24 protein-coding genes and 1 tRNA gene are annotated in these 24,292 nt (G+C 63.0%); 15 read left to right on the forward strand and 10 right to left on the reverse strand.

The genetic code is table 11. From position 1 onward, the window contains the following. Positions 1–126 precede the first annotated feature (126 nt). Together AB0323_RS22455 and AB0323_RS22460 are read left to right on the forward strand one after the other, a co-directional pair. Positions 127–672, forward strand: a complete 546-nt coding sequence (locus AB0323_RS22455) for a recombinase family protein (RefSeq protein WP_366179304.1) — start codon at positions 127–129, stop codon at positions 670–672. 240 nt (positions 673–912) lie between these two features. After that, positions 913–1,422, forward strand: a complete 510-nt coding sequence (locus tag AB0323_RS22460; protein ID WP_366179305.1) for a hypothetical protein — start codon at positions 913–915, stop codon at positions 1,420–1,422. Positions 1,423–1,482: 60 nt separating this feature from the next. Here the strand turns inward: AB0323_RS22460 and AB0323_RS22465 are convergent, their stop codons facing one another. Continuing rightward, entirely contained in the window at positions 1,483–2,325 is an 843-nt protein-coding gene (locus AB0323_RS22465) for a GIY-YIG nuclease family protein (RefSeq protein WP_366179306.1), read from the reverse strand. Positions 2,326–2,682: 357 nt separating this feature from the next. On the opposite strand from AB0323_RS22465, the gene AB0323_RS22470 reads away from it, so the two are divergent. Beyond that, on the forward strand, positions 2,683–3,111 hold the full coding sequence (locus AB0323_RS22470; protein WP_366179307.1) for a hypothetical protein: 429 nt from the start codon (positions 2,683–2,685) through the stop codon (positions 3,109–3,111). 314 nt (positions 3,112–3,425) lie between these two features. On the opposite strand, the gene AB0323_RS22475 is transcribed toward AB0323_RS22470, so the two are convergent. Next, positions 3,426–4,706, reverse strand: coding sequence for a hypothetical protein (locus tag AB0323_RS22475; RefSeq protein ID WP_366179308.1), 1,281 nt, complete (start codon positions 4,704–4,706; stop codon positions 3,426–3,428). Positions 4,707–5,753: 1,047 nt separating this feature from the next. Then, positions 5,754–5,826: transfer RNA gene (locus tag AB0323_RS22480), tRNA-Thr, on the reverse strand. 222 nt (positions 5,827–6,048) lie between these two features. Between AB0323_RS22480 and AB0323_RS22485 the strand changes: the two genes are divergently transcribed. Together AB0323_RS22485 and AB0323_RS22490 are read left to right on the forward strand one after the other, a co-directional pair. Beyond that, positions 6,049–6,792: an HAD family hydrolase gene (locus tag AB0323_RS22485; protein ID WP_366179309.1), complete on the forward strand. Its 744-nt coding sequence runs from the start codon at positions 6,049–6,051 to the stop codon at positions 6,790–6,792. A gap of 184 nt (positions 6,793–6,976) precedes the next feature. Then, entirely contained in the window at positions 6,977–7,816 is an 840-nt protein-coding gene (locus tag AB0323_RS22490) for a DUF559 domain-containing protein (RefSeq protein ID WP_366179310.1), read from the forward strand. 115 nt (positions 7,817–7,931) lie between these two features. Here the strand turns inward: AB0323_RS22490 and AB0323_RS22495 are convergent, their stop codons facing one another. Genes AB0323_RS22495 through tmk form a run of 3 tightly spaced genes read right to left on the reverse strand, consistent with a single transcriptional unit; the run spans position 7,932 to position 11,378 of the window. Then, on the reverse strand, positions 7,932–9,539 hold the full coding sequence (locus AB0323_RS22495) for an alpha/beta hydrolase (protein WP_366179311.1): 1,608 nt from the start codon (positions 9,537–9,539) through the stop codon (positions 7,932–7,934). Positions 9,540–9,588: 49 nt separating this feature from the next. Next, on the reverse strand, positions 9,589–10,737 hold the full coding sequence (locus tag AB0323_RS22500; protein ID WP_366179312.1) for a DNA polymerase III subunit delta': 1,149 nt from the start codon (positions 10,735–10,737) through the stop codon (positions 9,589–9,591). Then, complete coding sequence (gene tmk, locus AB0323_RS22505) at positions 10,734–11,378, reverse strand: dTMP kinase (RefSeq protein WP_366179324.1); 645 nt, start codon at positions 11,376–11,378, stop codon at positions 10,734–10,736. Before tmk ends, AB0323_RS22500 begins: the two co-directional genes overlap by 4 nt. Before the next feature lie 173 nt (positions 11,379–11,551). On the opposite strand from tmk, the gene AB0323_RS22510 reads away from it, so the two are divergent. Both AB0323_RS22510 and AB0323_RS22515 read left to right on the forward strand, forming a co-directional pair. Next, positions 11,552–12,736, forward strand: a complete 1,185-nt coding sequence (locus AB0323_RS22510; RefSeq protein WP_366179313.1) for an aminotransferase class I/II-fold pyridoxal phosphate-dependent enzyme — start codon at positions 11,552–11,554, stop codon at positions 12,734–12,736. Between the two features lie 10 nt (positions 12,737–12,746). Further along, positions 12,747–13,085 carry a DUF2516 family protein gene (locus AB0323_RS22515; protein WP_364542802.1) on the forward strand — a complete coding sequence of 113 codons (339 nt, stop codon included), beginning with the start codon at positions 12,747–12,749 and terminating at the stop codon, positions 13,083–13,085. A gap of 12 nt (positions 13,086–13,097) precedes the next feature. Here AB0323_RS22515 and AB0323_RS22520 read toward each other — a convergent pair whose 3' ends face one another. Beyond that, positions 13,098–13,907: a class I SAM-dependent methyltransferase gene (locus AB0323_RS22520; protein WP_366179325.1), complete on the reverse strand. Its 810-nt coding sequence runs from the start codon at positions 13,905–13,907 to the stop codon at positions 13,098–13,100. Positions 13,908–14,039: 132 nt separating this feature from the next. Between AB0323_RS22520 and AB0323_RS22525 the strand changes: the two genes are divergently transcribed. After that, positions 14,040–14,786 (forward strand): phosphoglyceromutase, encoded by a 747-nt coding sequence (locus AB0323_RS22525; protein WP_366179314.1) that lies wholly within the window; start codon positions 14,040–14,042, stop codon positions 14,784–14,786. Between the two features lie 70 nt (positions 14,787–14,856). Here AB0323_RS22525 and phoU read toward each other — a convergent pair whose 3' ends face one another. Beyond that, positions 14,857–15,510 (reverse strand): phosphate signaling complex protein PhoU, encoded by a 654-nt coding sequence (gene phoU / locus AB0323_RS22530; protein WP_366179315.1) that lies wholly within the window; start codon positions 15,508–15,510, stop codon positions 14,857–14,859. Between the two features lie 205 nt (positions 15,511–15,715). Here phoU and AB0323_RS22535 point away from each other — a divergent pair, with 205 nt between their 5' ends. Both AB0323_RS22535 and AB0323_RS22540 read left to right on the forward strand, forming a co-directional pair. Then, positions 15,716–16,921, forward strand: a complete 1,206-nt coding sequence (locus AB0323_RS22535; RefSeq protein WP_364542821.1) for an ATP-binding protein — start codon at positions 15,716–15,718, stop codon at positions 16,919–16,921. Then, positions 16,918–17,598, forward strand: a complete 681-nt coding sequence (locus AB0323_RS22540; RefSeq protein WP_366179316.1) for a response regulator transcription factor — start codon at positions 16,918–16,920, stop codon at positions 17,596–17,598. The genes AB0323_RS22535 and AB0323_RS22540 overlap by 4 nt, the downstream gene beginning before the upstream one ends. 137 nt (positions 17,599–17,735) lie before the next feature. Here AB0323_RS22540 and AB0323_RS22545 read toward each other — a convergent pair whose 3' ends face one another. Next, complete coding sequence (locus tag AB0323_RS22545) at positions 17,736–18,311, reverse strand: hypothetical protein (RefSeq protein ID WP_366179326.1); 576 nt, start codon at positions 18,309–18,311, stop codon at positions 17,736–17,738. 295 nt (positions 18,312–18,606) lie between these two features. On the opposite strand from AB0323_RS22545, the gene AB0323_RS22550 reads away from it, so the two are divergent. From AB0323_RS22550 to rlmB, 5 genes are all read left to right on the forward strand, one after another. Next, on the forward strand, positions 18,607–19,089 hold the full coding sequence (locus tag AB0323_RS22550) for a CarD family transcriptional regulator (RefSeq protein ID WP_011690592.1): 483 nt from the start codon (positions 18,607–18,609) through the stop codon (positions 19,087–19,089). 73 nt (positions 19,090–19,162) lie between these two features. Next, positions 19,163–19,945, forward strand: coding sequence for a 2-C-methyl-D-erythritol 4-phosphate cytidylyltransferase (gene ispD / locus AB0323_RS22555; protein ID WP_364542809.1), 783 nt, complete (start codon positions 19,163–19,165; stop codon positions 19,943–19,945). A gap of 23 nt (positions 19,946–19,968) precedes the next feature. After that, positions 19,969–20,478: a 2-C-methyl-D-erythritol 2,4-cyclodiphosphate synthase gene (ispF, locus tag AB0323_RS22560; protein ID WP_366179327.1), complete on the forward strand. Its 510-nt coding sequence runs from the start codon at positions 19,969–19,971 to the stop codon at positions 20,476–20,478. Positions 20,479–20,546: 68 nt separating this feature from the next. Continuing rightward, a complete protein-coding gene (gene cysS / locus AB0323_RS22565) occupies positions 20,547–22,010 on the forward strand; it encodes a cysteine--tRNA ligase (RefSeq protein ID WP_366179317.1) in 1,464 nt (487 codons plus the stop codon). A 79-nt stretch (positions 22,011–22,089) separates the two neighbouring features. Continuing rightward, a complete protein-coding gene (gene rlmB / locus AB0323_RS22570) occupies positions 22,090–23,085 on the forward strand; it encodes a 23S rRNA (guanosine(2251)-2'-O)-methyltransferase RlmB (protein ID WP_364542934.1) in 996 nt (331 codons plus the stop codon). Positions 23,086–23,231: 146 nt separating this feature from the next. On the opposite strand, the gene AB0323_RS22575 is transcribed toward rlmB, so the two are convergent. Next, positions 23,232–24,044, reverse strand: a complete 813-nt coding sequence (locus AB0323_RS22575) for a carbon-nitrogen hydrolase family protein (RefSeq protein WP_366179318.1) — start codon at positions 24,042–24,044, stop codon at positions 23,232–23,234. Positions 24,045–24,292 lie beyond the last annotated feature (248 nt).

Genomic DNA, 24,292 nt, shown 5'->3' on the forward strand with positions numbered 1-24,292 from the left:
CTGGGAAAACTCACGCCCATCGAATATGAAACAATCAACCGGACCGCGCTCACAGCGGCCTAAGACCCCGAGTCAACAAAAGCCGGGGCAGTCCCAAATGACACACCCCGGATCTAGCATCTGGGCATGGGACTACTACTTGGATACGTCAGGACGTCGACCACCGACCAGCACGGCCAGATGCAGTTCGATGCGCTCATCGAGGCCGGCGTCAAAGAAGAGCACATCTACTTCGACCAACTCTCCGGAGCGAAGTCCGCACGCGAACGTCCAGCCCTGAGCAAGCTGCTCGCGTACGCCCGCGAAGGGGACTCTGTGCTGGTCTATCGCATCGGCCGGCTGGGCAGATCCCTGATTGACGTGCTGAACACCGTCGCTGAGATGCAGGAACGGGGGATCGCCCTGCGGTCCCTGGTCGATGGAATTGACCCGTCCACGGCCTCCGTTCTGCGAAGGTCTGGCCAATGTCTCATTCCGAAAGGGGCTGGCATGCGTCGCCGGGCTCTGTTGGCGTCTGGACGCCAGTCTGTACGGGAAGGCCAGACTCGCAATGTCACAATCCCTAACTACCGGCATTCCCAGCGACCCGCAGAGATAATCAAAGCGAAGCAGGAACGGAAGCATCCGGCCACCAGCGAGCTGGACCAGCCCTGGCTCCTGCCATGTCGATGATCGCGGAGCCTTACGAGCAGGGGGAACCTGATGGATCAAGCAAAGACGAAATGCATTGACACGTCCTTTGACTTCAACTCCGATGCACAAGGCGGAGACCCTGATTCTGATAGTCAGACTCTGAAGGACTACCACCAGAAACTGTGGAGCAAGAGGCTTCCTTGCGGTGATGGGCGTTTTGATCTGATACAGGAGCCGAACGCCTACCTAGTGCACAGATCCTCAAATGGTGTCTTCTTCATGGCCAGCGACGCCATCACCACCAGGTTGCAGAAGCGGGCCGGGCGCATCATCAGGAACATCCCGCCGGAGGACCTGCCAGAGTGGCCCGGCTACACCATTGGGAGCTCCATCGTGCTCCCGGGCAACAAGGTCGACGGGAAGATGACCATAAACGGGGCGCGCGGCTTCAGCAGTAAGATCGCGGACCGTTTCGATCTGACCCTGGAATGCATCCGCCGCTACTATGACGACCGCAAGCAGTGGAGTCCCCTTGAAGATGTCCTGCTCAGGTACAGGGAATTCTTCGCCCTATTCTGCGACTTCAACGGGTATGTCGACTTTTTCCTGCTGCAGGACCTTCTGAAGACCGACGGGACCATCGACTTCTTCCACGACTTCGATGACTTCAACACCCCAGCGGTCCCGCAGGACGAGGCCCAATACCTGGAATACCTGGCCAAGAGCAACGACTTCATCCGGGCACGCAACGCAAGGATCACCGGTCAGCCCTGCACGCATCCCAGCTAAGACGCCGTACCCACAGAGCTTACGGCCGGCCCGGCAGGAAGCCCCAGTACCTTGAAACCGTCAGTTCAGATTCATGCCGAACTGCCGTGTAAGTAGAGCCTTCTTGTAGTGGGTTTCGGCCGCATCGACCTGGGCGGCCGGCGCACTCGGCGAGAAGACCTGCAGGATGCTGAACTGGAAGTGCTGCCGGTGCCGGGCATCGGCAGCAGCCAGCTCCCGGAGGGCGACGTTGCCACCATGGCCGTTCCTGGCATCCTCGCTCCAGCGGCCCAGGAAGCGTTCTGCGCCGTCGGCTTTCCCCACGTACAGCCTGCCGTTGCCGGTGTCGGCGATGAGGTAGATCCCCTGGACGGAGCTGAGCGCCGTCCGCCATTGCCCGTAGCGGTCGTCAGTGATGATGGCCTGGAGCTCCTCGTAGCTGACAAGGACTGAGTCGAATCCGGGAAAGGCCACGCTTGATGGGTCTGCGATCTCGACAACAGACATGCCGACTGCTTGGTCTCCCGTCTTAGCCCAGTTCACCGCGTCCTTCGTCCACTCGATAACCAAACGGTCTGCTAGGGCAGCGAACACTGGAGTGGGCCGTAGGTCAAAGAACCGGAGATCCTCGGTGCGCTCCGCCAGGACTTCGCCATGGTTTTGGTAGGCGGTAATGAACCGGGCGCGCCGGCCCGTCGTGGCGAGGAAGTTCAGCCAGAACCGGGGAGGAGTTGCCGGCAGCTTACTATTGCGGATGCCTTGCTCCCGCACGTACGGCAGCAGGTTCGGCCCCATCGCATCAGCTCGTGTCACCAGTCCATCGGGTTTGAGGGTGTGTCGGATGACCTGCACCTCTTTCGGCGCCAGCCCGGCAGCTTGGAACAGATGTCCTAGGTTCAGTTCGCCAGAATTGCCGTTATTCATGTCTTGGTCTTCGCTCAATTCTGCCGGTCGGCACCCTCGATTTCCGTGTCCGGTCCTGTGCCGGGACGAAGGAAGGCCGCCCTCTTCCCACACTGCACTGTCCAGCGCTGCACTCCAAAGGGCGACCCGACAGACATCCTATTTGTGCCCACTCCCAGGGAACGAATCCGACAGGTGGGCTGCGGCAGAAAGCTGGCCTAAATTGAAAAACTGACTCGCGCCGAGCGAAGGAATACCAACGTGCGCTGGGAAACTTGAAAGGTGACTTCGCAACCGGACCAAGCTGGCTATCCCTTTGACATCCTCTCTGGTCTTTTTCATGACCCACCTGCGCGTGAGCTTTCGAAGCAAGCGACTGTGAAGACCCTGCGCAGCGCCATAGCCGAAGCGATTTCGGAGGCGAAGGCGTATGAGGTGGCCGCTGAATGTGTCCGCTACGGACTCCAACCGGCCGAGGAAGGCGAGGACCCTTGGGCGGGCAAATACCGGTACGTGGAAGCGAAGCTTAAGCGGCTGACGCTAGAAGAGTTGACTGTCCTTGGGCACAAGGTGTTCGTCGACTACCCATCCGAAGAGCTGGAGCACCTTCTTGCGCTGGCAGGAGCCGGAGGCGTGGCGGGGGAGTTGAAGAATCTCATCTTCGCCTGCGAACTTCGGCATCCCGATGGAACTACAACGCGCATGGACGTCCTGGACATGGAAAACTCCCGTCGCGGCAACGGCGTCCTAGTGTGGCCCGGCGAACCGCCACTCCGTGTCGAAGCGCTCGAGATCCGCGGCAAGTAGCCACGGGTGAGCGAGAGGGGACGCCTAGCCTCGCCGACCGGTTGAGGCCGTTCGAATGTACAATTTTCGATTACCGCGTGTACGTGTCATTGTTGCGCTACCCCTGAAGAGAGCAAAACACCCGCCGGAATCACCGATAATGGTCTGAATGCGTAGTGGGACGATTCAGGATAATCTCGCCGAGTTTTGGCGCACCCATTTCCATGGCGACTGCGGCAGGTTTGGACGGCCCCGGTGGGACGGCTGACGCCTATGCCCCAGTAGTCCTCGCCTGTACCGAGTCGTGGAGCCCAAGCCCCAGCCGGTTCGCTGAGCTAGATTTCGATCCGCGCCCTCACAGCTGAGAGCTCAATTGGATTGTCTTCGACCTTTTTTCGCTCTCCGCCTTCAATTTCCGGAAGGGGAGCGACTAGAGTTTCCACTGACTTGCTGTCCTCGCGGCCGAGAGCCACACCGGTGAGCGTTTTGGCATATTCGGGAATTCTTAGTAGCGGGCTAATGTAGGCGCTCCTTTCGTCCGAGTAGAGGCTCCCGGAGCGCTGCTTGATTAACAGAGTGGCGGCCTCTTTGCCTTGCTCCCTCGCCTGGACATCCACCGTTACATCGACGGCTTTCATTGCGAACGCCGGAATATTGCCCCAATCGTCAGCGGTCGCGTTGCATCCAATAATTTTCATGCGGCCACGCATATGTGTGAATTCGTTGAGTGTTAGGACGTGCAAGGCTATGGCGTTTTCGTCATCGGCGCAGTAAATCGCAACTTCTCCCGGCATCTCGAAAATCAACTGGTGGGTTTGCACACACCGTTCTCGGCTTGGTGCCCAGTCCGTGATGGGCATGGGGGTGACACGGTGGCCAAGTCCAGATGCTGTGAGCTGGTAGAGGACGTTTCGGCTACGCTCTTTGCCCGGCCAACTGTTCTGGGGGCCGATCCAGAGAATGCAATTTCGCTGTTCGTCCTCGTTGAGCCAGGTCACGAGCCAATCACCAATTAGTCGGCCCGTCTCGTCATATCGAGACGAGACGAACTTCGGCCCTTCGAGTGCTAGCTTGCGGAAAACCGCATTTGGCGGCTTGGTGTCAACTGCGATCACGGACGCACCCGATTTGATTAGAGCGGCCATCGAGTGCCAAAGACCGGGGTCGTCTCCGGCTGGAATCACGACTACGGCGTCTGCAGACTTGATAAGCGCAGTCTGAAGCTCATGGGTCTGCCACTGCACGGTATCAAGGCCGGTTTGGGAATCGGGGAGGACTATATCGATGCGCCAGTGTCTCTTATCATTCTTCAGGACCTCCACAAGTCCCGCGGCTACTCCTTGGCCAAAATGGTGCTTGCGGTAGTCGATGAAGGTAACTTTCCGCGGTCTCGTTGTTCGGTTGCGCAACTCTATGCCAAGCGGTATGAGCAAGGCCATGACAAGACCCACGGCAGAAAGTGTCAAACCAATCTCAAAGCCGAAGGCTGAAAGTAGAATTAGCAGTAGGAGACCTGCACCTGCAGATCCAGTAAAGACCAACGTTAGTGGGAGTGGAACTTCTCGCAGGCGGTCGTGGTTCAATCTTTTTCCCCAGTCTTCTCCGTTGACACGCATGTGAATCCCCTGCATATGTAAATCGCAGTTTCACCGAAGCCTAGTAGTGCACGCTGTCTCAGTAAACCCCGGCTTTGACTCATAGAAAAAAGCCAGCCCCGGGGCGGATTCCCAGGCCACCTAACCACGCTCAACATAAAGCGAGCGACCCGCGTCTCCGTTGAGACGGTAAGCCGGTGAACTCGTCGCCGGCACACACACCGCAAGCAAAGCTGGCCCAGAATTCGTGTCGGAGTTAGCTGTTCTCGGCCAACCTTAAGAACTCGTTGCATCGTTCCGCCTGTTCAATGAGAGGCGGCCGGCCACCGCTCCGGCGTCGTCACGGTCGAGCGGCAATGTTCTCGTCGGCTTCCGCGAAGAAAGGGAAGTCGAACTGGCCCAACTGGTGCGGCCCGGATTCATCGCGCAGACAATCTTCAACAACCGCGCCGCTGTTGTGGCAGCCGCGCCTAGCACCCTCCATGACCACCATCGCCCGAAGGACCGCCGTCGCTAAGCTAATTGTGATCTTTCGTTACACGTCATCGTTGCACCAACCCTGAGGTGTCCACACAGGCGTGCGGCCCTGGGAAAAGGAAGTCACCGCCTGGATCGAGGACCCCAGGCCCTTCGTCTGGAAGAAGACCGCCGAAGAAATCTTCGATTCGCTCGCAAAAGATATGTCACGGAGTCCAGGCGCGGCACACTAGCCGTCAACAAGTTGCTGGATCTTACGATGTCAGCCCCCACTCTGGATTGGCTCCAGTGACGACGGCTGTGGCTCCGGGCGACCGGCGGCACAAGAACCCTGACCGGCTGGATGGGCTCCCACAATCAACGCCGCAGCGGCAGCGGCGAGGAGGACGAGCACCAGTCAGAAGATGTGGCTGCGCGTGGCACATGCCCACCTAGAGTAGGCGGCGAAGTCTAGACTCGTGCCATGAATCGATACGTGGGTCAAGCGAAAGTGTGCCATAAGTGTGCCCTCTCGGTACACGGGACTTTTCCTCGAACGAACGAGAAACCCCGTATTCCCGCTGAACGAGCGGGAATACGGGGTTCTTTTCGAGCTTCCTATCAGAATCGAACTGATGACCTTTTCATTACGAGTGAAACGCTCTACCGACTGAGCTAAGGAAGCACCGCGCTATCGTCCGGGTACCGGCTGAATCACGCAAGATACAACTGTAATAGAGTCACCTCGTCCGGGTCAAAACAGCCCCGGGGGGAGTTCCCGTGGCGCCGTTGTCGCGGAATTCACCCGCTCGTCGCGCCGGGTTCAGGCCGTCGTCGCGGACCGGGGGCAAGCTGGGCGGACTAACGTGGCCGCACGATTTCGGTCACCAACCAGCGAAGGGGCGCCATGAGCATGGACAGCAGCAAGAGGATCAACGCGGACGACGCCGGAGCGCACCGTGCGCAGCGGCTCCGGCTTGCTGTCTTGGACATGGTGGGCACCACGATTACCGACGATGGCCGTACCGAGCGCGCGATGTCCCTCGCCCTGCAGGAGACTGGCGTCGAGCCTGGTTCGCCCCGTTTCGAAAGCATGCTCGGCTACGCCCGGGACACCATGGGCTTTTCCAAGTTGACCGTTTTCAGCCACCTTTTCGAAGAACCTCAACGGGCTGAGAGCGCCAACAAGGCCTTCGAACGCGCCTACGACGATCTGATTGCCGACGGCGGCGTCCGGGCTATTCCAGGCGCCGAGGAAACCATCGACTGGATGCGGGACTCCGGCATGAAAGTCTGCCTGGCCACGGGATTCGGCCGGCACACCCAGAACATGGTGCTTGAGTCCTTGGGCTGGATGGGGAAGGCGGATCTCAGCCTGTGCCCCGCCGACGCCGGCCGCGGTCGCCCTTACCCGGACATGATTCTCACGGCAGTGTTGGCCCTTGACCTGGACGATGTCCGCGAGGTCGTGGTGGTGGGGGACACGAGCTCGGATATGTTGTCCGGCGTTCGCTCCGGCGCCTCCGCCGTGGTGGGTGTACTCACTGGCTTCCACTCCGAGGCGGCTTTGCGGGCGGCCGGGGCCACCGCCGTCGTGCCCTCAGTCAAGTACCTTCCCGCGCTGCTGGAGCCCCGCGCCGCACGGCTCTAGCCTTGCCCGCAACGATCTACCACTTTTGGGCCCCATCTCAGCTACGCGGAAGCCGTCAATCCGCCACCTACGCCGCAGGGTGGCAGGCAATAGTGGTCACTTGTGGCGGCCGAAAAGGATGAAGTTGTCCACATAGGGGTATTGGGGGCTCCGCACCAACCCTCCCCGCAGGCATCGTGGAGCCATGGATCTCATAGCTGCCCTTCGTGCACGGGGAGGCGTGGCCAAGCGCAGGGACATCCTCAACGCAGGAGTCGGCGCCTGGCAGCTCCGAACTGTGGCACGGCGGGGCGGAGTGGTGGTTCCTTATCGCGGCGTCGTGGCTTTGGCGGGTGCACCTCCGGAATTCGCTGAAGCCTTTCGGCACGGAGGTGTCCTCACATGCGTTTCGGCTGCCCCGCACTATGGACTTTGGCAACTGCATCCCGCCAGCGAGCTCCATTTGGTCTGCGGCAACGGGCTACACCGCGACGGCGTAGTGCTGCACCGGAGCGCCTCGTTGCCGGCCTTGCCGGGCCGGCCGGTGGCAGCTCTTGCCGATGTGCTGGTGCATGCCTTGCGTTGCCGGCCGCCAGCTGAAGCGTTGGTCATGGTGCAGTGTGCCGTTGCGCGTGGCGATATAACCGTGGAGTTCCTACGCGGAAAGCTGCCCGGCAACAGGAACGGCCGGGCGAGGGACGTCCTGGATCTCGTGCGCCGGAGAGCCGATTCCCTGCTTGAACCACTGGCGGCCATGCACTTCCAACAGGCTGGAATCGCTTTCGTGCAGCACGTGGAACTGCCCGGCGTGGGGGAGGTCGATTTCGTCGTCGAGCGCTTTTTGATCGTTGAGCTGGACGGCAAGACGCACTTCGAACCCCGCGCCATCAAGAGGGATCGACGCCGGGACAACACTTCTGTTGCCGGCGGCTTCACTGTGTTGAGGTACTTCTACGAGGACGTTGTTCACCATCCGGAGGCCATGGTCGTGGAAGTGCAGGCCGCCATCCGGGCCCACCATTCAGGCCTACGCCTCAACAAATGACCATCTTTGCGGGCACCTGGCGTCAAACATCCCCGTCTTGCCGCCCCGCAATCGGTTCAACCCGGCTCCAAAAACGGTCAGAAGTGGCGGCCCCCCAAAAACGGCCCCAAAGCAGTCAGCACATAGTCCCGTCCGAAGGCACCTTTCCATCCACGAAGTAGTTGTCGACGGCGTCGGACACGCATTGGTTGGAGCGGCCGTAGGCGGTGTGGCCTTCGCCCTTCCACGTCACGAGGGAAGCGTTGCCGAGTTGTTTCCGAAGGGAACCAGCCCAGGCGACAGGCGTCGCGGGGTCCCCTGTGGTACCAATAACCACAATCGGCGCCGCCCCGGTGTACTTGACGGGAGCCGGCGTATGCACCGGCTTGTAGGGCCAGTCCTTGCAGTTGATGCCGCCGTAGGCGAAGTAATAGCCGAAGGTGGGGGAGAGCTGCTTCAGCCGGGCTTCCTCGGAACGCATCCCGGCGGTGTCCGTAACCATGGGGTAGTCAAGGCAGTTGATGGCGTTGAAAGCGAACGTGGTGTTTGACGTATAGGTGCCGTTCGGGTCCCTGTCAGCGCCAAAGTCGGCAATCCGAAGCATGAGCGACACGTCGCCCTTGAACGCGGCCACCAAAGCCTGGGTAAGGACAGGCCACGATTCGTTGTCGTAGAGCGGGGTGAAAATACCGCTGACAAACGTCGCCCCGGTGACCAAACGGCCGTCCTTGGCGCGCTTGGGATTCTGTTCGACGTCGGCAATCAGGTCCTGGATCTGCTGCACGCCACTATCGACGCTGCCGGTCATGGGGCACCCGGACTTTGCCTGGCAATCCGCCACATAAGTGCGGAGTTCCTTTTCGAACGCCTCTGCCTGCCCAGCGGTGAGGTCTTCGTTGTTGAGGGACGGATCCACTGCGCCATCCAAAGCAAGCTTGCCGACGTTGTTCGGGAACAGGGACGCATAGGTGGCACCGAGTGAGGTTCCGTAGGAGAAGCCGAGGTAGTTGAGTTTCGCGTCGTTCAGCACTGCGCGGAGGATGTCCATGTCCTTGGCGGAGCTTACCGTGTCGATGTGTGGCAGTGCGGGCCCGGACTTTTCCACGCACTTGGCATTGACGGCCTTCGTGTCGGCCAGTGCCGCGGCGATGCCCTGGTCAGTGTGATAGTTGTAGACCTTCTCGCGGGAAGCGTCCCGCTCGGCATCGCTGAGGCACGTCACCGGTGCCGACCGCTTGACGCCGCGCGGGTCGAAGCCCACCAGGTCGAAGCTGGACCGCAGCTTGCTGGTGAAGTGCGTCTTCGCCGCGTCCCTGACGAAGTCATAGCCTGAAGCGCCGGGACCGCCGGGATTCACCAGCAGCGAGCCCTTCTTCGTGCCCTGGCTCTGGAGCCGGATCGCCGCGATGGAGATGCTGTCACCATCGGGTTTGGCATAGTCAACCGGCACTTTGATGTTGGCGCACTGGAATCCCTGCTCACAGGAGGTCCAGTTCGCCTTTTGGGAGTAGAAGCTCTCCAGTCCTGCCGGTGCCGCTGCAGCGATGGACGCATCGGGGCTGCTGACGTTGCCGCCCCCGGACCCGTTGCCGGCGCCATCGTTGGGCACCGGTACCGAGAACACGCAGCCGCTCAGCAGCAGGCTGGCGGAGACCGTGGCAGCGACTGCCGTTGCCGCCCGCCGCAGAGAGGGGAACCGTGTCCTGGAACTGGACCCGGCGGGCCGGCGTCGTGCGGGGGTCATGCGTTTCTCCTCAGGCTGGGGAAGCGTGCTGTACTTCTAAACTATCCGGCTATTGCTGTATCAGGCTGCTCGCCATGGACTCGACGGCCAGCAGCGGTGCCACGTTGGTCGTGGTGATCCGTACGCGTGCCTTGTTGATGGCATCCATTCGCGCCAAGGTGGTTTCAGGCGTGGAGCCGGCCGCGTAGGCCTCCAGTTCACTCCTGAGCTCAACGTTGACCAACTCCACGGCGTTCCCCAGCTGAATGACCAGGACGTCCCGGTAGAAGGACAGCAGATCGGTCAGCGTGCGGTCGAGGGAATCTGTGATGGAGCGCTTGGCACGCCGCTTCTGCTCTTCTTCAAGTTGCCGCACCTGGCTGCGCATCGTCGGCGGCAGGGTCCCCGACTCCGGAGCACCCAGGCTCGCGAGCAGGGCGACCTTCTCGGCAGCGTCACGTTCGTCGTTGGAGCTGTTGGCTTCATCGGTCGCGATCTTGACCAGCTTTTCGGCCATCATCACGGCCGCAGTGACGCCCCGAAGGCCCAGCGGGAAACGGACGGTTTCCATCCGGCGCTCCCTGGCCTCCGGGTCGCGGGCCAGCCGGCGCGCGATTCCGATGTGGCTTTGGGCAGCGCGGGCGGCCCGGTCCGCGATGGCGGGGTCGACGCCGTCGCGCCTCACCAGCAGGGCGGCAACGTCGGCAGCAGGCGGAATCCGGAGGCTTACTGGGCGGCAGCGCGAACGGATGGTGACCAGCACATCCGCGGGCGACGGCGCGCACAGCATCCAGATGGTCCGGGGCGTGGGTTCCTCAATTGCCTTGAGGAGTACGTTGGTGGTGCGTTCGGCCATCCGGTCCGCGTCCTCCACCACGATGATGCGCCAACGGCCCGACGCCGGCCGGTCGCCCGCCTTGGACACCAGCTGTCGGGCTTCTTCGATGGTGATGGTGACCTTCTCGGTGCGGACAAAGGTCACGTCGGAGTGGGTCTCGCCAAGGATCGTCCGGCACGATGCGCATTCGCCGCAGCCTCGAAGCGCGACATCGTCCTGTTCACAGTTCAATGCCGCAGCGAATGCCTTGGCCGCGTTGGAGCGGCCGGACCCCGGCGGTCCGGTGAACAACCACGCGTGCGTGAGGCCTTCGCCTTGGGCGGCCGCGCGCAATTGGGCGACGACGGGCGCCTGGCCCTGGAGCTCGTCCCAGACACTCACGTGCGGCTCCCGAGCAAGTCCTGCACGCGCCGGAGGATCTGCGCGGCGAGGCCTTCGATGTCATCCTTGGCCGGCAGCACGAGATACGTCTCCGGGTGTGCCTCCGCCAGTTCCAGGAACGCGGCACGGATGCGGGCGTGGAAATCGTCCGGTTCCGACTCGAGCCGGTCCTCGGCGGCGTCTCCGGCAGTCCTGCGGTCCCGCCCGTCGCCCGGGTGGACGTCGAGGAGTACTGTCAGGTCCGGCTCGAGTCCTTCGGTGGCCCATTCGTTGAGCCGCCTGACATCCACGGTCCCGAGGTCCCTGCCGGCACCTTGGTAGGCGACGGAGGAGTCTATATAGCGGTCCGTGATCACCACTGAACCCTGTGCCAAGGCCGGGCGGATGACCTGGCTTGCGTGGGCGGCCCGGGAGGCTGCGAACATGAGGGCTTCGGTCCTGGGATCGATGGTGCCGTGGCCGTGGTCCAGCACCAGGGAACGCAGCTTCTCGCCGATCGGCGTGCCCCCGGGCTCGCGGGTGCGCAGCACGGTGAAGCCGAGCGACTCGAGCGACTCAGCCAGGCGGGCGGCCTGCGTGGACTTGCCTGCCCCGTCTCCGCCCTCGAAGGCGATGAAGAGTCCCGGTCGCTGGTCCGGCATGGGGCTCTGGTCCTGCTTGAGGCGCTGCGTAGTCACGGATCTAAGCGTACAGAGGAACACTGACAGTGCCCGACGACGGCGGGCGCCACCCTGCGCGGGGCGCGCCCTGCCGCTCGCGGGACGCAGCCGTAACACCTTTCCAGCGCCCGTTCCCCGCGCCGTAGGCTGGAGCAATGAGTCTTTCCCGAGAGCATGCCGCAGATCTGTCCCCTGACACTGTGGTGGTGGCGGCGGGCCGTCCCGAACGTAGCCATGACCAACCCGTCAACCCGCCCATCGTTCTGTCCTCCACGTATTTCGGCACGGGAGCATTGAGCGACGGGGACCGCGGCTACGGGCGCTATGCCAACCCCACCTGGGATCCGTTCGAGGAAGCACTGGCCCAGCTGGAGGGCGCCGAGCTGCCGGGCTTGCTCTACGCCTCGGGCCTGGCCGCGGTGAGCTCCGCGTTGTCGCTCGTGCCGGCCGGCGGTGTTCTGGTCATGCCCACGCACAGCTACGCAGGATCGCTCGTCATGGCCACCGAACTCGCGGCCAAGGGCATCCTTGAGCTGCGGACCGTTGACATCGCGGACACCGATGCGGTCAAAGCGCAGCTCGCCCCCGCGGACGGCAAGCCTGCCAGCATGCTGTGGATTGAAAGCCCCACCAACCCGATGCTTGGCATCGCCGACATACGGGCACTGGCCACCGCTGCCCATGAGGCAGGCGCGATCGTGGTCACGGACAACACCTTCTCCACCCCGCTTGTCCAGCAGCCCCTCACGCTGGGCTCCGACGTCGTGCTCCATTCGGTGACGAAATACCTGGCCGGGCACTCCGACGTCGTACTCGGCGCCTTGGTGACCTCCAACGATGAGCTTCGCGCGGAACTCCTCCACCACCGCATCATCCACGGCGGAATCGCGGGTCCCTTCGAGGCCTGGCTCGCGCTCCGCGGCCTGCGCACGCTGGCACTCCGGATCGAGCGCTCGCAAGCTTCTGCCGCAACGTTGGCCGAGCGGCTGAGTACCCACCCGCGCGTCGAGTCCATCCGCTTCCCGGGTCTGGCGGACGATCCCGGCCATGAACGGGCCAAGTCCCAGATGAAGGGCTTCGGTTCGATCTTGTGCATCCAGCTGGCCGGAGACGGAACCCGCAGCGGTGCCGACGCAGCAGATGAACTGGTTCGCGCATTGCGGTTGTGGATCCCGGCGACGTCGCTGGGCGGCGTCGAATCCCTCATCGAACGCCGACGCCGGCATTCCGCCGAGCCGCTCAGCGTGCCGGACAACCTGGTCAGGATGAGCGTCGGGATCGAGAACGTCGAAGACCTCTGGGCGGATTTGGAGCAAGCGCTGAAGTCTCTTGACCGCTAGGCTTGAGGGCGTGGACGGAAAAATTTTGATTTCAAACATCCAGAATGGGATTTGGTTCATTCTGGGACTGGTTGCCTTCGCTTTGGAGCTGTGGGCACTGGTCGATTGCCTGCGCCACAAACCCTCGTCCTTCGAAGCAGCATCCAAGCGCACCAAGACCTTCTGGCTGGCCCTGACCGGGGTCGCCGCGGTAATCGGCGGCCTCTCCGTCCTCGGCAACGGCGGTGGCCTTGGCCTCTTTGGCATCGCCGCCGTGACCGCGGCGTGCGTCTACTTGGCGGACGTTCGTCCCGCGGTGAAGGAAATAGGCAACAGCGGCCGCAACCAGGGGCCCTACGGTCCCTGGTGACCGGCCCGCACCCTACTCCGGGGCCACCGCCGACCAGTCGACGGTAAGTTCCCCCAGGCGCCAGCGCGACGCGCCGTCCTGAAGCGGCCAGCCGGCGTCGCGCATTGATTGGCACATGGCCGTCCACCGCTGCTTCTTGCCAAACGACGCAAGCGGTGCGGCCTCCAACCAGGCCTGGTCCAGGGCATTCAGGAAAGCATGAATGCGTTCCCCTGGGACATTGCGGTGGATGAGTGCCTTCGGCAGCCGTTCGGCCACGTCGGAGGGCAGTTCGAAACCGCCGAACCGCATGGACAGGCTCAGGCTCAAGGGCCCGTTCGAATCCAACGCAACCCACGTCACCCTGCGGCCGATTTCGTCACACGTGCCGTCGATGAACAATCCCTGCGGGGCCAGCCGCGACTGCACGAGCGCCCAGATCCCGGCGACATCCGGCTCCTCGTATTGCCGCAGCACGTTGAAGGCCCGCACCAGCACGGGATTACCTGGAACGGGAACCTCGAAACCGCCCACGTGGAAGCTGAGCCCGGGCCTTTCCAGGGATTTCGCGGTACTGACGCGCTCGGGTTCGATCTCGATCCCGCACACACGGACGTCGGGGCGGACTGCCTGCAGCCTTTCGAAGAGCTCGACGGCGGTGGCCGGGGAAGCACCGTAGCCGAGGTCCACTACCAAAGGGTCGACGGCGGAGCGCAGCCGCCAAGACTGTGGGCCCGCCAGCCAGCGGTCCAGCCGGCGCATGCGGTTGGGATTGGTGGTGCCCCTGGTGATGTTGCCGACGGGTTTGCCGCGTCTTCCCTGCACCCGCTCTGCTTTTTGCACCACCGTCCCACTTTATCCTCCAACGCGGGGTCACTTACGGCCCATCCTGCGCACAAACACCGGCGCTAAGTGACCCCGCGTTGCGACGTAACGCCCGGCAACGGCAAGGCCTGATCGCTTAGGATGAAAAGCATGACTTACAAGCTGATTCTGCTGCGCCACGGCCACAGCGACTGGAACGCCAAGAACCTGTTCACCGGCTGGGTGGACGTCGACCTGAACGACCAAGGCCGCGAGGAAGCTGCGCGCGGCGGAGAGCTCCTGGTCGAGAACAACGTTCTCCCGGACATCCTGTACACGTCCCTGCTCAAGCGGGCCATCAACACCGCGAACATCGCCTTGGACAAGGCCGACCGCGGCTGGATTCCGGTCAAGCGTGACTGGCGCCTCAACGAGCGCCACTACGGCGCGCTGCAGGGCAAGGACAAAGCCCAGACCCTCGCCGAGTTCGGTGAAGCGCAGTTCATGGAATGGCGCCGCAGCTACGACACCCCGCCGCCGGCCCTTTCCGATGACAGCGAGTTCTCCCAGGTGAACGACGTGCGCTACGCGGGCCTCGGTGACGCCCTGCCGCGCACCGAGTGCCTCAAGGATGTCCTCGTGCGTCTGCTGCCGTACTGGGAATCGGACATCAAGGAAGACCTCAAGGCTGGCAAGACGGTCCTGGTCACGGCCCACGGCAATTCCCTGCGCGCCCTCGTCAAGCACCTGGACGGCATCAGTGACGAAGACATCACGGGCCTGAACATCCCCACGGGCATACCGTTGGTCTACGACCTGGACGAGAACTTCCAGCCGCTCAACCCCGGCGGAACCTACCTCGACCCCGAGGCCGCGGCAGAGTCGATCAAGGCTGTGGCTGCCCAAGGCAAGAAATAAGCTTGAGAAAACGACGCCGGCCGGCCCACCACGAGGTGGGCCGGCCGGCGTCTCTGTTTCCTATGACTGGCTAGAAGCCTTCCGGCTGCCATTCACCGGTGACCAGGTAGGTCACCTTGCGGGCAACGGAAACGCCGTGGTCGGCGAAACGCTCGAAGTAGCGGCTGGCGAGGGCCACATCCACGGTGGTGGTGGCGGTCTCGGCCCACGCGGGATCGGCGATTGCCCTGAAGACGCTCAGGTGCAGATCGTCTACCCGGATGTTGAGCTTGAGGATGTCCCGGGCAACTTCCAGGTCGCGGGACTCCAGGAGCAGGGTGACCTTCTGGATGATTTCGAGGTCCAGGCGGGCCATGTCCTTGAACGTTGCCGTCAGCTGCTCGGGGATGACGGTGGCCGGGTAGCGCAAACGGGCCAACTGGGCCACGTGCCGGGCGAGGTCACCCATGCGCTCCAGGGATGCGCTCATCCGCAGGGAGCCGACAATCATCCGGAGATCGCTTGCCACGGGGCCCTGGAGGGCCAGGATATCGATGGCCCGTTCGTCGAGGCCGTTCTGCAGGAAGTCGATGCGGGCATCGGCGGCAATGACGTCCTGGGCGAGATCGACGTCGGCCCCTTCGAATGCGGTGGTTGCGTTCTGGATCGCGTCAGTGACCAGTTTTGAGATCTCGATGAGGTCCTCACCGACCTGGATGAGCTCCTCCTGAAAAACCTTGCGCACGGTGGCGTCCTCTCCTTGGAAATCTCCTCCGCACCCTTCTGGCGGCGCGAAAATCATCACACTAACTACGGTCCAACTAGTAAGGGTGGCAGCGGTCAATGAACGATTGCGCACCTTTAGGTGAACGTTAGCTGAACCGGGGCCGTTTGGTGACCGTTCCATATTTTGCAGTGTTTTGAGCGCATAAGCTAGATCCGTGGATCCAGTGCTCATCGGTGTCATCGCAGGTCTAGTCGGCCTGTCGTGCGGCGTCTTTGGCGTGCTCGCGTTCAGGCTCAGTGAACGGCAGCGGAAGATCGTGGACCTGGACGTCACCGAGCCGCTGCTTCCGGAGGGAGCCGCGGAGGTGCTGTCCGTCGTCGGGCGCGCCTTCGTCGTGGTGGACGCGATCGACGGCGTCGTCCGGGCCAGTCCCGCGGCCTACGCATACGGCCTTGTGAGGGGCCACACGGTGGTGCACAAGCAGTTGCTGGACATGACCGCAAAGGTGCGGCGCGACGGCGTGATCCTGGAAGAGACTTTCGAATTGCCCCGCGGTCCCCTGGGTAAGGGAACGATCGTGGTGCAGGTACGGGCAGCCATGCTCGGATGGGAATATATCGTCCTGCTGGCCGATGACCGCACCGAAATCACCCGCACCGAAGAGATCCGCAACGACTTCGTGGCGAACGTCTCGCACGAACTCAAGACGCCGGTGGGCGCCATCTCGCTGCTCGCGGAGGCGCTTGAGGCGAGCCCGGACGACGAAGAAGCAGTACGTCGCTTCGCGAAGCGCATGCACAAGGAATCGACACGGCTTGCCGCGCTGGTCCAGGACATTATTGAGCTGTCCCGGCTCCAGGGCGCCAACGTGGCACAGCAAGGGCACGCCGTGGACATCAATACGGTGATCGCCGAGGCCGTGGACCGTTCGCAGCTCCCGGCCGAGCTCAAGAACATCAAGATCGTCGTCGGCGGACGCTCGGAAACAATGGTTTTCGGGGACCAGGACCTGTTGGTGACCGCCTTGCGGAACCTGATCGACAACGCCATTCGGTATTCGCCGGAGAACACCCGTGTGGGAGTGGGGGTCCGCGCCAAAGAGGGCGTGGTTGCCATTTCAGTCACTGACCAGGGTGAGGGCCTCAGCCCGGAGGACCAGGAACGCATCTTCGAACGCTTCTACCGCGTGGATGCGGCGAGGTCCCGGCAGACCGGCGGAACAGGCTTGGGCTTGAGTATCGTCAAACACGTGGTGTCCAACCACGGCGGCGAGGTCACCGTCTGGTCCCAGCCAGGCCAAGGTTCTACTTTCACCATCCGCCTTCCGGAAATGGAAGGCCAGGACGACAACGACGCCGGGGCGAAGCCCCGAAGCGTGATTCAAACGACGGGCGCTGTGCGCGCCCTTGAACAAGGAGCTGGCGCTTGAGCAGGATTCTGATCGTGGAGGACGAAGAGTCGTTCAGCGACCCCCTGTCCTACCTATTGGGCAAGGAAGGCTTCGATGTCCACGTGGTGGACAACGGAAGTGACGCCTTGGTGGAGTTCGACCGCAACGGGGCCGACCTCGTGCTGCTGGACTTGCAGCTCCCGGGGACCCCCGGCACCGAGGTCTGCAGGCAACTGCGCCAGCGTTCCAGCGTCCCGGTCATCATGCTGACAGCCAAGGATTCGGAAATCGACAAGGTGGTTGGCTTGGAACTCGGCGCGGACGACTACGTCACCAAGCCGTACTCCTCCAGGGAACTCGTGGCGCGCGTGCGTGCTGTGCTGCGCCGGCAAGGCGAGCCGGAGGAACTCATCACGTCCACTGTGCAGGCCGGTCCTGTGCGCATGGACATCGAGCGGCATGTGGTGAGCGTCAACGGCGAGCAGGTATCGCTTCCGCTCAAGGAATTCGAACTCCTTGAGATGCTCCTTCGCAATTCGGGCCGGGTGCTCACCCGCGGGCAGCTGATCGACCGCGTCTGGGGCTCCGACTACGTGGGCGACACCAAGACCCTGGACGTCCACGTGAAGCGCTTGCGCAGCAAGATCGAGCCGGACCCCTCGGTTCCCCGCTACCTCGTCACGGTGCGGGGCCTGGGCTACAAGTTCGAGCCGTAGGAACCCGCACGGGCAGGGCAACCCGCAATGACAACAGCGAAAAGGAAGGGCTCCCATCGTGGGAGCCCTTCCTTTTGACTTCGTTGAGCCGGTTGACTTCGAGGAGCCGGCCTTGAGCGACGCCAGCCGCCGGCCGCCTAGTGGCCGGTGGCGCTCGGCGTCGGGGTCGAGCTGCTGCTCGAGGAGGTGGACCCGCTGCTTGGGGTGGCGGAACCACTGGCCGAGGGGCTCGGAGAAGCGGAAACGGTGGGGAGGTACTTCGTGTATTCCTTCAAGGAAGCGTCCAGGACCGGCAACTGCACGGCGCGGGAATCGGAGCCGGTCTTGATGGTCACGGAAACCATGGAACCCGTGGCTCCGCCGCTCGTGCTCAGAACGGCGGCGTCGGTGGTCTCGTTGAGGTAGGTCTGGGACTTGGCCTTGACCGGAATGGTTGCCTGTGACCCGCCTGCGCCACTGATCGTGAGGGTTGCATCGCTTGAGGAAGTGTTGAACACGGCACCAATGACGCGTCCTGGCTTGTTGGCGTCCGTGGAGACGATGAGCATGTTGCGCAGCTGAAGCGGACCGAGGTCTTCCCTGACGCCGTCAGACGGAGAATACTGCTCGTTGGTCTGCTGGGGGTTGATGTAGCCACAGCCGGTCACGGACAAGAGACCGATGCTGATGGCGGCCGCAGCCATCGCCATTTTGCCGCGCTGGACACGGTTCATCGCAGTAATGCGCACGACACGTACTCCTCTAAGAGTCATTGGAACACTTTTCAGCCATAGCCTATCGGCAAACTGGCAGGAACAAGGATTCCGATCACCATTGTGGCGGCCCTCCGGAAGGAGTAGGGTCAGCCGGAACGCTGGGTCCTATGCACTTTTGCGCCCTCCCGTCAAGAGGGTGCCGGAGGGCCGAAAAGGCCATTTTCCGCGTATTTACTGGGCTCAGGACCCCTTTCCGTGCCAATCGTATGCCTTAAGCGTGATAAACTGGTCTGCGGGAAAGGGGAAAGTCCACATGGTTTTTGAGGTCGGCGAGACAGTAGTTTACCCTCACCACGGTGCAGCAAAAATTGAAGAAATCAAGATGCGCACTATCAAGGGCGAAGAGAAAATGTATCTCAAGCTCAAGGTGGCTCAGGGTGATCTGACCATTGAAGTTCCAGCAGAAAACGTAGACCTTGTTGGGGTTCGCGACGTAGTGGGCAAGGAAGGCTTGGAGCACGTATTTGACGTTCTCCGCGCCGAGTTCACTGAAGAGCCCACCAACTGGTCCCGTCGCTACAAGGCAAACCTGGAGAAGCTTGCTTCCGGCGACGTCATCAAAGTTGCAGAGGTCGTCCGCGATCTTTGGCGCCGTGATCACGATCGCGGCCTTTCCGCAGGTGAAAAGCGAATGCTGGCCAAAGCCCGTCAGATTCTGATTTCAGAACTGGCATTGGCTGAGAAGACCGACGAAGAGAAGGCCGCAAGCGTTCTCGACGAAGTTCTGGCTTCCTAACAGAGATTCACAGATTTGAACCCCGGTGGCAACCTGCCGCCGGGGTTTCCTTTTGCCACGTAGGCTTGGGCGCATGACTACACCATCCCAGCGCGAGGCCACCGCCGTCGTCGTCGTTGCGGCAGGATCCGGGGAGCGGCTTGGCTACGGCATGCCCAAGGCAAAAGTTCCGCTGGGCGGCGAAACGATCCTCACCCATGCTCTTCGCGGGGTCGCGACGGCGGACGTTGCCCGGCAGATCTGCGTGGCCGTCCCCGCAGGGGACCTGGCGTTGCGCGAGCTTTGCGAGCAATTCCGGCAAGAACTTGGCGCTGACGGTCCGCTGATCACAGTGGTCGACGGCGGATCCACCCGTGCCGCTTCGGTCCGCGCCGCCCTTGGGGCGCTCCTTGAGGGCACGCGCGCTGTGCTGGTCCACGACGCCGCGCGTGCACTGACTCCCGAACGGGTCTTCCACCGCGTCGCATCCGCGCTCTCGTCTGGCGCCAAGGCGGTCATTCCTGCCATTCCGGTGGTGGATACCGTCAAGATGGTTGCGGAAACTGACGGATACGACGCCGGAATCGCGCCGGAGATCGTTACCGGCACCGCCCCGCGCGAACAACTTCGTGCCGTGCAGACTCCGCAGGGATTCGACTATGAGACTTTGCTGCGCGCCCACGCGGCGGCCGCGACGTTCGACGACAAGCAGTCGGCGGCAGTCACCGATGACGCAATGCTGGTCGAGCTTCTCGGCGTGCCTGTCCACGCAGTCCGCGGCGCTAGCCAATCACTGAAGATCACCACGCCGCTGGATCTCATCATTGCCGAGGGCTTGCTGGAAGGGCCGCTCGGAGTCCGCTGGGTGGAAGGCTGATGGCCGCCTCTGGAGACCCGGCGATGATTCTGCCGCGCACGGGCATCGGGGTGGACGTGCACGCCTACGCGCCCGAGAACGATCCGCAGCCGTTATGGCTCGGCGGGCTGTTTTGGGAGGGGGAACGCGGGCTTTCCGGGCATTCCGACGGCGATTGCGTTGCCCATGCGGCCGCTGACGCACTCTTCTCCGCTTGCGGCATTGGTGATCTTGGTACGCATTTCGGTATCGACCGCCCCGAGTTCGCCGGTGCGTCCGGGGTGAAACTCCTGGGGGAGGCGGCCAGGATTGTCCGGGCTGCCGGTTTCGAGATCGGCAACGTGGCAGTGCAGTTCGTTGCCAATAGGCCAAAGTTCGGGCCCAGGCGTGAAGAGTCCCAGCGTGTCCTCAGCGCCGCCGCAGGGGCTTCCGTCAGCGTCACGGCAACCACGAGCGATGGCCTGGGTTTCACGGGGCGTGGCGAGGGCATCTCGGCCGTTGCCACGGCGCTCGTCTACGCCGTGCAGGCCGCGCCCCCAAGCGACGGCGCCTAAACGGCGCCTAAACAGGGACAGATGATGTGCAACGAAGCCAGAGGGTGCGCATCCGCTAATCTGGAGCGGTGACCCTGCGCTTTTACGACACTGCATCCGCCGAAGTCCGCGACTTCGTTCCCCTTGAAGCCGGCAAGGCCAGCGTCTACTACTGCGGTGCCACGGTGCAGGGGATGCCGCACGTGGGACATGTCCGTTCCGCGATCGCTTTCGACCAGTTGACCCGTTGGCTTGAATACCGCGGCCTGCGTGTCACCGTTGTCCGCAACGTCACTGACATCGACGACAAGATCCTCGCCAAGTCGGCCCAGTCCTTCGGGCCGGACTGGGCTGAGGAACCCACAGCCAAGGCCGAGGAAGAATGGTGGGCTCTGGCCTACCGCTACGAGCAGGAATTCGAGCAGGCCTACGACATCCTCGGCGTTTCCCGCCCCACCTACGAGCCTCGCGCCACCGGCCACATCCCGGAGATGCACGCCCTTATTCAAAGGCTTATCGACCGCGGCCACGCCTACCCTGCACTGGACAACTCAGGAGACGTCTACTTCGATGTCCGCTCCTGGAGCAAGTACGGCTCGCTGACCCGCCAGAACATCGACGATATGCAGGGAGCCGCCGACGTCGAGCCGCAATTCAGCAACAGGAAGCGCGACCCGCGCGACTTTGCGCTGTGGAAGGGCTACAAAGACGGGGAGCCGACGACGGCGAGCTGGGTATCGCCGTGGGGAACCGGCCGGCCGGGTTGGCATCTCGAATGCTCCGCCATGGCCACGAAGTACCTGGGCCAGCAATTCGACATCCACGGCGGCGGATTGGACCTCCGCTTCCCGCACCACGAGAACGAGATGGCACAATCGCAGGCTGCGGGCGACGCGTTTGCCAACTTCTGGCTGCACAACGGCATGGTCACGTATGAGGGCGAAAAGATGTCCAAGTCCGTGGGCAACACAGTGAGCCCCGGAGAGATGCTCGAGCTCGCAAGTCCGCGCGTTGTCCGGTACTACCTTGGCCAGGCGCAGTATCGCTCCGTCCTGGACTACCGGCCCACCTCGCTTCAAGAGGCTGCGGCTGCCGTGGAGCGTATCTACGGTTTTATTGCGAAAGCCTCCAAGAAGTTCGGAGGCGAGTTCGCCGCTCACCCCGAGTCGAGTCCCGTGCCGGATGCCTTCGCGGCTGCCATGGATGACGATCTCAACGTCCCACAGGCCCTTGGCGCCTTGCACGAGACCGTCCGCGCCGGAAATACGGCCCTGGCGTCCGGGGAAGACGCCGGGGCCCGGCAGGCGCTCCAGGCCGTGCTGGCCATGACCACCGTGCTTGGACTGAACGACGTCCGCGGCGAAGTCCAGGAGAATTCCGAGACTTCCCAGGCCCTGGAGGTCCTCGTGGAAGCCCAGTTGCAGGCGCGCGCCGAGGCGCGTGCCAACAAGGATTGGGCCGCTTCGGACGCGATCCGCGACACTCTTGCGGCAGCCGGCATCGCGGTCGAGGATGGCGCCGATGGCACCAGTTGGAGCCTGAAACGGGACTGATTTTCCGCCGTCGTCCCGATTTAAGTTGATTCAGTAGACTTGATTGCAGACGTACTCAACACAATCAAGGGTGGAATTCATGGCCAACAACGGTCGCCGGGCTGTCAAGAACAAGAAGGGCCCCACCACTGGAACCGGTGGCCACGGTCGAAAGGCCTTGGAAGGCCGGGGTCCAACCCCCAAGGCTGAGGACCGCGAATACCACAAGGCGTACAAGAGCAAGCAGCTTGCCGAGCGGTCCGCCGCCAAGCGCGCAGCCGGGGGCGCCAGCCGCTCCAACCCGGGGGCCCGCTCAGGCCCGAAGGGCCGCGCCACCGAGGAAATGGTCACCGGACGCAACTCCGTGGTGGAGGCGCTACGCGCCGGAATCCCCGCGAAGGCACTGCACGTTGCCATCCGGATCGAGATGGACGACCGTGTCAAGGAATCCCTCAAGCTCGCTGCCGAACGTGGCATCCCGCTGCTCGAGACCGGCAAGCCCGAACTCGACCGCATGACCGAAGACGCCGTCCACCAGGGCCTCGTGCTGCAGATCCCGCCGTACGAATACCAGGACGCCTACGACCTCGCCGAAGAGACGGTCACCAAGTGGAAGAAGGGGTACATCCCCAACGCGCCCCTCTTCGTTGCCCTCGACGGCATCACCGACCCCCGCAACCTGGGCGCCATCATCCGCTCCGTTTCCGCTTTCAGCGGGCACGGCGTGATTGTCCCGGAACGCCGCTCAGTCGGCGTCACCGCTTCGGCTTGGAAGACCAGCGCAGGCGCGGCCGTCCGCGTCCCCGTGGCCCGGGCGGCCAACCTGAACAACGCGCTCAAGCAGTTCAAGCAGATGGGCATCTTCGTGCTGGGCCTGGACGGCGACGGCGATGTCTCGCTGCCGGATCTCGCCCTGGCCACCGATCCCGTGTGCATTGTTGTGGGTTCAGAGGGCAAGGGCCTCAGCCGCCTGGTCCGCGAAAACTGCGACCAGATCATCTCCATCCCGATCGACTCCGCCATGGAATCGCTCAACGCCTCGATGGCCGTGGGCATCTCACTGTACGAAATCTCAAGGCAGCGCGCCGCGAAATAGCCAGTTGGGTGGCGGCACAGCCGCCGACGCCCGCTCACTTATGGCGCCAATACAGCAACGCCCGCTCACTTATGGCGCCAAATACAGCAACGCCCGCTCACTTCTTTTGGTGGGCGGGCGTTGCTGTTCCCTTTTGAGTATTCCCGTTAGAAGTCGCGGCGGTTGGCCAGGACCGGGAGCTTGACCCGCGCTTCCTCGACGACGGCGGCGTCCAGCTCGGCGAACAAGAGGCCGGGTTCGGCGTCGAGCTCTGCGAGCACGTTCCCCAAGGGGGACACGACGACGGAGTGCCCCACTCCGGTGGGCGCCGCACCCCTGGGTTCACGGCCTTGGCTCGCGGGATCGCCCTGCCCGCAAGCCAACACGAAGGTCGTGGTGTCGATCGCCCGGGCTCGAGCGAGCAGCTTCCACTGTTCCGCCTTGCCCGGCCCGGCTCCCCAGGAAGCAGACACGATATTCACGTCGGCTCCGCGGTCGGCATTGGCAGTGAAGAGGGCAGGGAAACGGATGTCGTAGCACGTGGCCAGGCCAAACGTGAGGCCTCCGGCGTCGAACGTCACTGGATCGGTGCCGGCGTCGACGGTGTCTGATTCGGCAAAGCCGAAGGCGTCGAAGAGGTGGATCTTGTCGTAGCTGGCGTCGACTCCGGGTCCAGTGGCGATCAGGGTGTTCCGGACCTTGCCGTTGCTGGTGCCGTCGGAGGCTATTCCGGGGGTGAACATTCCGGCCACGATCACGATTCCAAGATCCTGGGCGATCTTCCGCACCTGGCTGGCCCATGGCCCGTCCAAGGGCTCGGCGATGTCGAGCAGGGAATTCCCGAACGCCCGCATGGTCGCTTCGGGGAATACCACGAGCTCGGCGCCGCCCTCCTTGGCCCGGCGGGCGTAGTCTTCCAACAGGATCAGGTTCTCTGCCGGCTCGCGGCCGCTGATGAGTTGAGCAAGAGCGATTCGCACGATTACCTCCACATTGGTGTATAGCCAAAGTATGCAACGGTCGCGCTAAGGATACGAACTCATGCGCGGGCAGGCGTATCCGGCGCAACCGACACAATCCGCTCAAACGACCGGTTTCACGAAAAGCGCAACGAGCCGGGTGATCCGGCGTTTCAGCAGGTGAACGGCTTGTTTGCGTTCGCAGGGGACGCCGGCTTGATTCCGGCCGCCGGACTTGGGCAGTGTCATATCGACTACGGGCGAGGGAG

The sequence above is a fragment of the Arthrobacter sp. NPDC080031 genome (assembly GCF_040702485.1).
Taxonomy (GTDB): domain Bacteria; phylum Actinomycetota; class Actinomycetes; order Actinomycetales; family Micrococcaceae; genus Arthrobacter.